Source organism: Amycolatopsis sp. NPDC006125 (assembly GCF_040614195.1).
Lineage (GTDB): Bacteria > Actinomycetota > Actinomycetes > Mycobacteriales > Pseudonocardiaceae > Amycolatopsis_E > Amycolatopsis_E tucumanensis.
This window is the reverse complement of sequence record NZ_JBEXTZ010000178.1, coordinates 1-9,093: the sequence shown is the minus strand read 5'-3', so window position 1 is coordinate 9,093 and position 9,093 is coordinate 1. Positions and strand designations below refer to the sequence as shown.

11 protein-coding genes are annotated in these 9,093 nt (G+C 72.5%); 3 read left to right on the top strand and 8 right to left on the bottom strand.

The features are described 5' to 3' along the window. Window positions 1-66: 66 nt before the first annotated feature. The 3 genes from ABZ193_RS42445 to ABZ193_RS42435 form a co-directional block, all read right to left on the bottom strand. Window positions 67-474 (bottom strand): VOC family protein, encoded by a 408-nt coding sequence (locus tag ABZ193_RS42445; protein ID WP_017982415.1) that lies wholly within the window; start codon window positions 472-474, stop codon window positions 67-69. A 10-nt stretch (window positions 475-484) separates the two neighbouring features. Next, window positions 485-928 carry a helix-turn-helix transcriptional regulator gene (locus tag ABZ193_RS42440; protein ID WP_237334907.1) on the bottom strand — a complete coding sequence of 148 codons (444 nt, stop codon included), beginning with the start codon at window positions 926-928 and terminating at the stop codon, window positions 485-487. Window positions 929-1,007: 79 nt separating this feature from the next. Next, window positions 1,008-1,388, bottom strand: a complete 381-nt coding sequence (locus ABZ193_RS42435) for a hypothetical protein (RefSeq protein ID WP_039791434.1) — start codon at window positions 1,386-1,388, stop codon at window positions 1,008-1,010. A 66-nt stretch (window positions 1,389-1,454) separates the two neighbouring features. Here ABZ193_RS42435 and ABZ193_RS42430 point away from each other — a divergent pair, with 66 nt between their 5' ends. Then, entirely contained in the window at window positions 1,455-2,240 is a 786-nt protein-coding gene (locus ABZ193_RS42430) for a glycerophosphodiester phosphodiesterase (protein ID WP_020417869.1), read from the top strand. Here the strand turns inward: ABZ193_RS42430 and ABZ193_RS42425 are convergent. Continuing rightward, window positions 2,237-2,908: a transglycosylase family protein gene (locus tag ABZ193_RS42425; protein ID WP_020417867.1), complete on the bottom strand. Its 672-nt coding sequence runs from the start codon at window positions 2,906-2,908 to the stop codon at window positions 2,237-2,239. The two genes, ABZ193_RS42430 and ABZ193_RS42425, sit on opposite strands and share 4 nt — an antisense overlap. 239 nt (window positions 2,909-3,147) lie before the next feature. Here ABZ193_RS42425 and ABZ193_RS42420 point away from each other — a divergent pair, with 239 nt between their 5' ends. Together ABZ193_RS42420 and ABZ193_RS42415 are read left to right on the top strand one after the other, a co-directional pair. Beyond that, entirely contained in the window at window positions 3,148-3,903 is a 756-nt protein-coding gene (locus tag ABZ193_RS42420) for a thymidine kinase (protein WP_020417866.1), read from the top strand. A 228-nt stretch (window positions 3,904-4,131) separates the two neighbouring features. Continuing rightward, window positions 4,132-4,479, top strand: coding sequence for an RNA polymerase-binding protein RbpA (locus ABZ193_RS42415; protein WP_017982421.1), 348 nt, complete (start codon window positions 4,132-4,134; stop codon window positions 4,477-4,479). A gap of 79 nt (window positions 4,480-4,558) precedes the next feature. Here the strand turns inward: ABZ193_RS42415 and ABZ193_RS42410 are convergent, their stop codons facing one another. The 4 genes from ABZ193_RS42410 to ABZ193_RS42395 all read right to left on the bottom strand — a co-directional run. Then, window positions 4,559-5,323 (bottom strand): PRC and DUF2382 domain-containing protein, encoded by a 765-nt coding sequence (locus tag ABZ193_RS42410; protein ID WP_354714448.1) that lies wholly within the window; start codon window positions 5,321-5,323, stop codon window positions 4,559-4,561. A 314-nt stretch (window positions 5,324-5,637) separates the two neighbouring features. Continuing rightward, complete coding sequence (locus ABZ193_RS42405) at window positions 5,638-6,405, bottom strand: polyprenol monophosphomannose synthase (RefSeq protein WP_354714446.1); 768 nt, start codon at window positions 6,403-6,405, stop codon at window positions 5,638-5,640. A gap of 27 nt (window positions 6,406-6,432) precedes the next feature. Beyond that, window positions 6,433-8,007 carry an apolipoprotein N-acyltransferase gene (gene lnt / locus ABZ193_RS42400; protein ID WP_354714451.1) on the bottom strand — a complete coding sequence of 525 codons (1,575 nt, stop codon included), beginning with the start codon at window positions 8,005-8,007 and terminating at the stop codon, window positions 6,433-6,435. Window positions 8,008-8,029: 22 nt separating this feature from the next. Further along, a partial coding sequence (locus tag ABZ193_RS42395; RefSeq protein ID WP_354714444.1) for an amidohydrolase family protein occupies window positions 8,030-9,093 on the bottom strand: 1,064 nt, incomplete at its 5' end.

The following is a 9,093-nucleotide window of genomic DNA, read 5'->3' as shown; positions in this document are numbered from 1 at the left end:
GTGGGTTGGTCGTGGGGGGGGGGGGGGGGGGGGGGGCGGGCGGCCCCCCCCCCCCACGGAGGGGTGTCAGGCGAGCTGCTGGAGGCGGACCATGTTGCCCGCCGGGTCGCGGAAGGCGCAGTCGCGCACGCCGTAGGGCTGGTCGACCGGTTCCTGCACGACCTCGGCGTCGCGGGCCTGCAGGCGCTCGAAGACGCCGTCGAGGTCCTTGGTGGCCAGGTTGATGCTGGCGAAGGTGCCCTTGGCCATCATCTCGGTGATGGCGGCGCGCTCGCTGTCGGTGATGCCGGGGGTCGCCTCCGGCGGGTACAGCACGATGGAGACGTCCTGCCCGGGCGGGCCGACGGTGATCCAGTGCATGCCGTTGTAGCCGACGTCGTTGCGGACCTCGAAGCCGAGGACGTCGCGGTAGAAGGCGATGGCGGCGTCCCGGTCGTTGTGCGGGAGGTAGGTGGCGTGAATGCTGATGTCCATGGCCGTCAGGCTATTTGCGGGCCGCGGGCGGCGCTTCTCGATTCCTGATCGGTCTGGTGACCTGTTTCGCGACGCACGGCGGCATGCCCACGGTCGCCTCCGCGGCCTCGGCGCGGTAGGCGCTGGGCGGCATGCCGACCAGCTCGGTGAAGCGGGTGCTGAAGGTGCCCAGGGACGAGCTGCCGACGGCGAAGCAGACCTCGGTGACGCTCATGTCGCCGCGGCGCAGCAGCGCCATCGCGCGTTCGATGCGGCGGGTCATGAGGTAGGAGTAGGGCGATTCGCCGTAGGCGCGCTTGAACTCGCGGCTGAGGTGCCCGGCGGAGACGTTCACCCCGCGGGCGAGCGCCTCGACGTCGAGCGGCTGCGCGTACTCGCGGTCGATCCGGTCCTTGACGCGGCGCAGCATCGCGAGGTCGCGCAGGCGCTGAGCCTCGGTGGAACTCCTGGTCACTGCGAAATCGTGCCACAACGGACGGCGCCGCGGAGCCCGATTCGCCGAACCCGGGACGCCGTGGCGCCTGCCGGTCCGGTCAGCGCAGCCGTTCGAGGTCGCGGGCCGTTTCGGCGAGTTCGAGGGCCATGCGGCGCAATTCACCGGGGTCGGCGCCGTCGTCGGCGGCCGTGACGACGTCTTCGGCGGCGCAGCGCAGCTGGAAGAGGCGGTCCTGCAGCGCGGTCAGCTCGGTGTCGGACAGCACCACGGCGTCCTCGGGCAGGCCGCTGCGCTGGACGGCGACCCGGCGTTCGTAGGCGCGCTGGCGGCAGGACTGGCCGCAGTACCGGCGGCGGCGGCCGGTGCTCCCCTGCTCGATCGGCCGGCCGCACCAGCCGCAGTGCAGGACGGCGCCGGGCCGCCGCCGGCGCGCGGAAACGTCACGTGACGCTTCGATCTGGTCCACCTGTCCGCTCACGCAGCAGACCCTAACCGGCCACGCGGAACTCATGCCTCGGCCACGCCGATGCCCCACACTGGTCGGGTGCAGATCAACCACCCGTACCTGAGCGGCACCCTCCCCCGCGCGTTCGCCCACCGCGGGTGGCACCTGGACGAGCTCGACGGGCTGGAGAACTCGCTGCCCGCCTTCCAGCGCGCGGTCGCCGAGGGCTACGCCTACGTCGAGACCGACGTGCACGCCACGGCCGACGGCGTGGTCGTGGTGCACCACGACGCGCTGCTGGACCGGACCACCGACGCCCACGGCCCGATCGCGAAGCAGACCTGGTCCGCGGTCTCGCGCGCCAAGGTCGGCGGCCGGGTGCCTCTGTCGCGGCTGGAGGACGTGCTGGAGGAGCTGCCGCAGACGCGGTTCAACATCGACATCAAGAGCGACCGCGCGATCGTGCCGTTCGTGAAGACGGTCGAGCGGATGGGCGCGATCGACCGGGTCGCGGCGGCGGCGTTCTCCGACAACCGGCTGGCCGCGATCCGCAAGCTGGCCGGGCCGAAGCTGATCACGTCCATGGGCCCGCGGTCGGCGGCGGTGCTGTGGGCCAGCGGGTGGCTGCCGTGGGCGCGGCTGGGCTTCCTGTGCCGGGGCGAGATGGCGCAGGTGCCGTCCCGGCAGGGCGCGATGACGGTGATCGACCGCGGGTTCGTGCGCAGCGCCGAGCGGGCCGGCCTCGAGGTGCACGCGTGGACGATCAACGAGCGGGCGCACATGGAGCGGCTGCTCGGCCTCGGGGTGCACGGCATCGTCACCGACCGCCCGGACGTGCTGCGCGAGGTCCTCACCGAGCGCGGCGCCTGGCCGCCCGTCGCCTAGCGGGGCGGTTTGCCCTCCCACGCCGCGGTCCACGTCTTCGGGCCGAGGCGGCCGGAGTCGGTGATGCCGTTGGCGCGCTGCAGGTCCAGCACCGCGTCGCGGGTCTTGTCGTAGTAGCAGCCGGTGCCGGTGAAGCCGTAGCCGAAGGCGTTCATCCGCAGCTGGAAGGTCTTGAGGGCCTCGGCGCAGTCGCCGTAGGCGTAGACGACGCCGGGCCAGGCGGGCTTGGCGCCGGCGACCGGGGCCGGGACGGGGCCGCCGCCGATGTAGGCGCTCTCGGCGTAGGTGGGGACGCGCTTGCTGCGGGCGTCCTTGTCGTTGCGCAGCCCGAGCATGCCGGCGCACTCCCAGGGCTGCCAGCCGCGCATGCGGTAGAGGTAGAGCGCGCGGTAGTCCTGCTCGACGGGGGTGGCGAGGTCCGGGCGGCCCTTGCCGCCGACGCTGCGCCAGGTGGGCAGGTCGAACTGGTAGGCGCCGTAGTAGCCGTTGCCGGTGTTGACGGTGTAGCGGTTGCTGGACTCGCACATGCGCAGCTTCAGCCAGGTCGCCGCGCTGGGGTCGGCCGACGCGGACGGGACGGCGACCAGCTGGACCCCCAGGGCCAGCAGCGCGGCGAGGACGAGGCGGACGCTCGCGCGAGCCGAGGGTCTCCACCGGGGCTTTCTCATGCGGTCACCGTAAGTTCGCGCACCAGGAACCTCAACTGTCACACCAGCCCCAGCAGCACCACCGCCGACGGTTGGCAGAGCACCACCGACACGCGCGCCGGCCTGCGAACACCCCGGAAACCGGACAAAAACCCTCCCCTTGATCCCTGCTCCCCTGTCATCGGCAGCCGGACCCGGGCACTCCGCTGTTTTCACCCGATCAAGGGAGCCCACGGCGGGGCTGGATAGGGTCGTCGGTCGTGACCACCCTTGGCGACACCGATCCGGACCCGACCGACGCCCTGTCCCCGCTGCCCTCGCGCAACGGGTCCGGCACGCCGGCGCGGGGCAGGCTGCGGTTCTGCTACGGCCCGATGGACTGCGGCAAGTCCACGCTCGCGCTGCAGATCAACCACAACCACGCCCGGCAGGGCAGGCGCGGGATGCTGCTGGTGCGGCACGACCGGTCGGGCGAGCCGCGGATCAGCAGCCGGATCGGGATCACCCGCGAGGCCACCGAGGTGGGCGCCGACACCGACCTGCGGCAGCTGGTCCGCCGCGAGTGGGTCGCCGGGCGTCCCCTGGACTACCTGATCGTGGACGAGGCGCAGTTCCTGTCCGCGGCGCAGGTCGAGCAGCTGGCCGAACTGGCCGACGAGGTGTCCCTGGACGTGTACTGCTTCGGGATCGCCACCGACTTCCGCAGCCGCCTGTTCCCCGGCGCCCAGCGGCTGTTCGAACTGGCCGACGACCTGCAGCCGGTGCAGGTGGAGGTGCTGTGCTGGTGCGGCGCGCCGGGGCGGTTCAACGCCCGGGTGGCTGACGGGGAGGTCCTCCGGGAGGGGGACACCGTGGTGGTCGCCGACACCGCACCGGGGGTAGTTGAAAACGCAAGTTCACCACACTGGGAGACGGAAGTGGCTACCTTGCGTTATCAAGTACTATGCCGCCGCCACTTCCGCCTCGGGGACCTGGGGCCCGCTTCGCCGCAACACGGTCAGCTGCGGCTGACCTGAACGGATCAGCCGCTCCCCCGCACGGGGGAATATGCCAAGAAGACCCACACATCCGCGTCACGTCGTGCACCGAATCGACTCTCAACAGAGGAAGCTGTTGCCGAGGGGTGATTCAGCTCATCGTGAGTAACGACATGGTGCTGTGGGAATTCCCAGTTGCCAGTAGCCGTTGCATAGGGTGAGCATCACCCTGGCTCTAGACCCGGAGCCGACTGAAAGGACGTCATCATGGCCGACCGTGTTCTCCGTGGAAGCCGGCTGGGAGCGGTCAGCTACGAGACCGACCGCAATCACGATCTGGCCCCGCGCCGTACGGTGCGTTACGCGTGTCCGAAGAACCACGAGTTCGAGGTGCCCTTCTCCGACGACGCCGAGATCCCCTCGGTGTGGGAGTGCCGCCTGCACGGCAGCGAGTCCGAGATCGTCGATGGCGCGCAGCCCGAGCAGAAGAAGGTCAAGCCGCCGCGCACGCACTGGGACATGCTGCTCGAGCGGCGGAGCATTCCCGAGCTCGAGGAACTGCTGAACGAGCGTCTCGCTGAGCTGAAGGGACGGCGTACGTCCAAGTCGGCGTAGCGCTTCTGCCTCTCCCACCACACCGAAGGCCCCCGTGTCCTCCCGCCACGGGGGCCTTCGCCTGTCTTCAGGTCGCCGCTCAGGCGCCGCGGCCCCGCTCGGTGTCGGCCTCGATGTGCTCCTTGCGGACCTCGCCGGCCACGGTCTCGGTGTCCTGAACCTGGCCCTTGGCCAGCCGCACCCGTTCGACCGGCACCGCTTCGGTGTCCACCACCGGCCGCTCTTCGCGGAGCACGACCTCGTGTTCCTCCTCCGAGATGGCGGGCCCGTCCATGGCCTGGCCCCGGTTGGCGTCGGTGATCGGCTCCCGCTCGACGCGCACTTCCTCCCGGGTGACCGGGACCTGGACCTGCTCGGTCTCGGTCACCACGTACTTCCGCAGCCGGGCGCGGCCGCGTTCACGCTGCTCGGTGCCGACCCGCAGCCGCTCCTCCGAGCGCGTCATGGCGTCGTCGGTGGTCGGGCCGGAGATGTCCCGGCCGGTGGTCTCCTCGTGGCCGCCGGCTTGCCCGGGCACCTGGTAGTGGCGGTAGAGCCGCTGCTCCTCGCTCTCGTCGATGTGGCGGCCCTGGGCGGTCGGGTCGGGCTCGACCCGCGGCGCGTCCTTGATCAGGTCCTTGGGGTAGGCCGTCTCCAGGTCGCCGTCGTCGCGTGGGCGCACCCCCTGGACGGGCACCAGGGAGTCGTGGGTGCCGAACATGCCGGTGCGCACCGTCAGCCAGGTGGGGTGGCCCTGCTCGTCGTCGGTCCACAGCTCCTCGACGCGGCCGATCTTCTCCCCGCTGGTGTGGTAGAGGGTGTGGCCCGCCCAGTCCGCGAAATAACGCGTGCCGATTTCGGTCATGGTGGTTCCTTCACTGGAGGCGCCGGCGAAGGGCCGGCGGATGAGGGGGAACCCGACGCCGACGAGGACGGCGTTCTGCTCAGTCGGGTCCTTCGGTGCCGCCGCGCAGGCCCTGCGCGGCTCGACCTCAGTTACCCTCGGCAGTGATCGGTTATCGGACCAGCCGGGATGTCACCGCAATGGCGCAGACTGCATGCCGACCCCGACGACCGACAGTAGAAAACTCCCCTGCCGCCGCCCGTCGGCCCGGGGCCATCCGCGCGACGGCACACGGACAGTAGTGCGCGGTTCCGGCACGAATCGGGGCCGCGGAATCAGCGGCGGCGCAGCAGCGACCGCACCTGCTCGGCCCGGTAGCGGGCGCCCCACAGGCCCACGCGCAGCAGGGCCTCGCGGATGATGGCGCTGCTCATCTTCGACTGGCCGATCTCCCGCTCGGTGAAGGTGATCGGCACCTCGACCACGTCGAAGCCGGTGCGGACGGTGCGCCAGGCGAGGTCGATCTGGAAGCAGTAGCCGCGCGAGGCGATCTCGTCCAGCGGGAGCTTCTCCAGCACCTCACGCCGGTAGGCGCGGAACCCGGCGGTCACGTCCTTGATCCGCACGCCGAGCGCGAGCCGCGAGTACAGGTTGGCCGCGCGGGAGAGCAGTTCGCGGTGCTTGGGCCAGTTCACCAGGCTGCCGCCGGGCACGTAGCGGGAGCCGAGCACCAGGTCGGTGTCGGCGAGCGCCTCCAGCATCCGGGGCAGGTCCTCGGGCGCGTGCGAGCCGTCGGCGTCCATCTCGACGATGGTGCGGTAGTCGCGTTCCAGGCCCCACCGGAACCCGGCCACGTAGGCGGCGCCGAGTCCGGCCTTCTCGGTGCGGTGCAGCACGTGGACGCGGTCGTCGCCGGCGGCGATCTTGTCCGCGAGCTCCCCGGTGCCATCGGGGCTGCCGTCGTCGACCACCAGGGCGTGCACCTCGGGCAGCGCTCGGTGCAGCCGGTCCAGGATGAGTGGCAGGTTGTCCCGCTCGTTGTAGGTCGGGATCACCACCAGCACCGGATCGATCGGTCGGGCCGCCCGTGGCGCGTGCGCCATCCCCTTGTTCCTCCCCCGCGGAGAACCTCACTCCGCCCTGGTCGCCGTCGTGCTCGCCGCCCGGGTGCGGACGCGCAGCACGAGCCCGGCCACGATGGCGGCGAGCGCCGCCCCGACCAGCCCGTACTCCGTGGACGCCCCGAGTCGATCCGACAGCGTAGCCTGTGTGCGCAGCGGCACGTCCCCGACCAGGGACGCGGCGGTGAACTGGCTGGTCGACTGGGTCACGGCGCCGTCCGGTTCGACCAGTGCGCTGACCCCGCTGGTGGCCGACACGACGACCGCGCGGCCGTGTTCGACGGCCCGCAACCGCGCCATCGCCAGCTGCTGGTAGGTCATTTCGCTGTGCCCGTACCAGGCGTTGTTGGTGGGCAGCACGATCAGCTGGGCGCCGTCGTCGACCGCGTCGCGGGAGACGTAGTCGTAGGCGATTTCGTAGCAGATGGGCACGGCGACCCGGGTGCCGGCGATGTCGAGCACCGCGGGGGTGGACCCGGCCTGCATGTCGCCGGTGTCGTCGACGAAGGGCGTGAACCAGCGGGCGATGGAGCGGGCGGGGACGAACTCGGCGAAGGGCACCAGCTCCTGCTTGCTGTAGCTCTCGCCGCGGCCGGTGGCCGGGTCCCACACGAACTCGGTGTTCTGCGTTCGCTGCCCGCGCTCGCGGTAACGGGCGCCGATCAGGGTGGGGATGCCGAGGTCGCGCACCACCTGGTCGAGCACGGGGTCGGTGGTGGTGAGGTCGGTGGCGGTCTCCGGCCACACGATGAGGTCCGGCGTGGGCACGGCGCCGGAGCGGATGCGCGCGGCCAGGACCTCGCTCTGGGCGAGGTGGTTGGCGCGCAGGGTGGCCGATTCGTTGATCAGGTCGAGGCCGACGTCGGGCGCGTTGCCCTGCACCGTGGCCACCGTGCGGCTGCCGGCCTGGGCGGCGGTGCCGATCGTGGGCCACAGCGCGAGCCCGGCGATCACCGGGACGACCGTGGCGATCACGGGCAGGCGGAGCGCGCGCCAGTCGCGGCGGGCGGCGTGCGCGAGCAGCGCGGCCAGCGCGAACCCGGTGAGCACGACGGCGAACCCGGTCAGCGGCGCGCCGCCGATCGAGGCGAGCGGGGTGAACGCGCCTTCGGGCTGGCTGAACGCGACCCGTCCCCACGGGAACCCGCCGAAGGGCCACCAGCTGCGCGGGGTCTCGCTGGCGATGATCACCGCCGCCATCCACACCGGCGCGCCGGGCAGGCGGGCGACGACGGTGCAGAGGGCGGCGGCGAGCCCGAGGTAGGCGGCCAGGGCGGCGGACAACGCGACCCACGGGGCGGGCCCGAACCCGCGGCCGAGGAAGTCCTGCAGCCAGAACAGCAGCGGCAGGTACAGGCCGAGCCCGAACGCGAAGCCGTAGCCGAGGCCGCCCCAGAACCGCCGCCCGCGCAGCGCCAGGCCGAGACCGGCGAAACCGAGCGGCGCGAGCCACCACAGGTCGCGGGGCGCGAAGGCGAGGTAGAACACGACCCCGGACGCCGCGGCGAGCGCGAGGCGCAGCAGCCAGGGCCGCCACTGCCGCTTCTTCCGGGTGGGTGCCGACGGCTCGGCGGACTCGGCCACTGGTGCTGCCACGCGATGAACTCTAGGCCGCCGAGGTGAACGCGTCGTAGAGCACCTCACCGCCCCGGACCGTGCGCAGGCAGGTCGGCAGCGGCGCGTCCGGGTCGAGCGGCGGCAGCGCGGGGACGCGCGAGCGCGGGTCGGTGGACCAGCGCTGGACCCGGGAGTCCGGCGCGGCCACGACGAGGTCGGCGGCGTCCCAGATGGCGTAGTGCGCGGGCGCGCCGGGCACCAGGCTGCCGGTGAGGCCGTCGTTGACGCCCGCGGCGCGGTGGCCGCCCCGGGTGTGGGCGGTGAAGGCGGCGCGGGCGGACAGGCCGGAGCCGGGCGTGCGGTGGTGGACGGCCGCGCGGACGCTGTCCCAGGGCTGCAGCGGGGTGACCGGGCAGTCGGAGCCAAACGCGAGCAGGACCCCTTCGGCGGCGAGCATCGCGAACGGGTTCATGGCCGCGGCGCGCTCGGCGCCCAGCCGCTGGGCGTACATGCCCGCCGGCCCGCCCCACAGGGCGTCGAACTGGGGCTGCATGGAGCCGGTGACGCCCCAGCCGGCCAGTGCTTTGGCCTGCTCGGCGTCGATCATTTCGAGGTGCTCCAGGCGGTGGCGGCCACCGGCCAGGGCGCGCTGACCGACGGTCTTCTCGGCGAGCTGGAAGCCGCGCACGACTTCGGCCACGGCGGCGTCGCCGATGACGTGGAACCCGGCCTGCAGTCCGGCTTCGGTGCAGGCGACCAGGTGCGCGGCGATGGTGTCGGCGTCGAGGTAGCGGGCGCCGGTGGAGCCGGGTGCGTCGAGGTAGGGCTCGTGCAGGGCGGCGGTGCGGGAGCCCAGCGCGCCGTCGGCGAACAGGTCGCCGGCCAGGCCACGCGCGCCGAGGCGGCGGGCGGTGTCGACGGCGTCGAGTTCGCCCCAGTAGGCGACGACCTCGGGGTGGCCGGGTTCGGCGGCGAGTGCGAGGAGGTCGGCGAGGTCGTCCTCGCCGGAGATGTCGGGCCCGGCGCACTCGTGGACGCTGACGATGCCGCGCGCGGCGGCCAGGCGGAGGAAGGCCTCCTGGGCGCGGCGGCGCTGCTCGCGGGTGAGCGCGG

What these genes read in the sequence shown, in the direction of transcription:
- ABZ193_RS42445 (WP_017982415.1), bottom strand. Translation starts at nt 474, where the DNA reads ATGGACATCAGCATTCACGCCACCTACCTCCCGCACAACGACCGGGAC.
- ABZ193_RS42425 (WP_020417867.1), bottom strand. Translation starts at nt 2,908, where the DNA reads ATGAGAAAGCCCCGGTGGAGACCCTCGGCTCGCGCGAGCGTCCGCCTC.
- ABZ193_RS42415 (WP_017982421.1), top strand. Translation starts at nt 4,132, where the DNA reads ATGGCCGACCGTGTTCTCCGTGGAAGCCGGCTGGGAGCGGTCAGCTAC.
- ABZ193_RS42410 (WP_354714448.1), bottom strand. Translation starts at nt 5,323, where the DNA reads ATGACCGAAATCGGCACGCGTTATTTCGCGGACTGGGCGGGCCACACC.
- ABZ193_RS42405 (WP_354714446.1), bottom strand. Translation starts at nt 6,405, where the DNA reads ATGGCGCACGCGCCACGGGCGGCCCGACCGATCGATCCGGTGCTGGTG.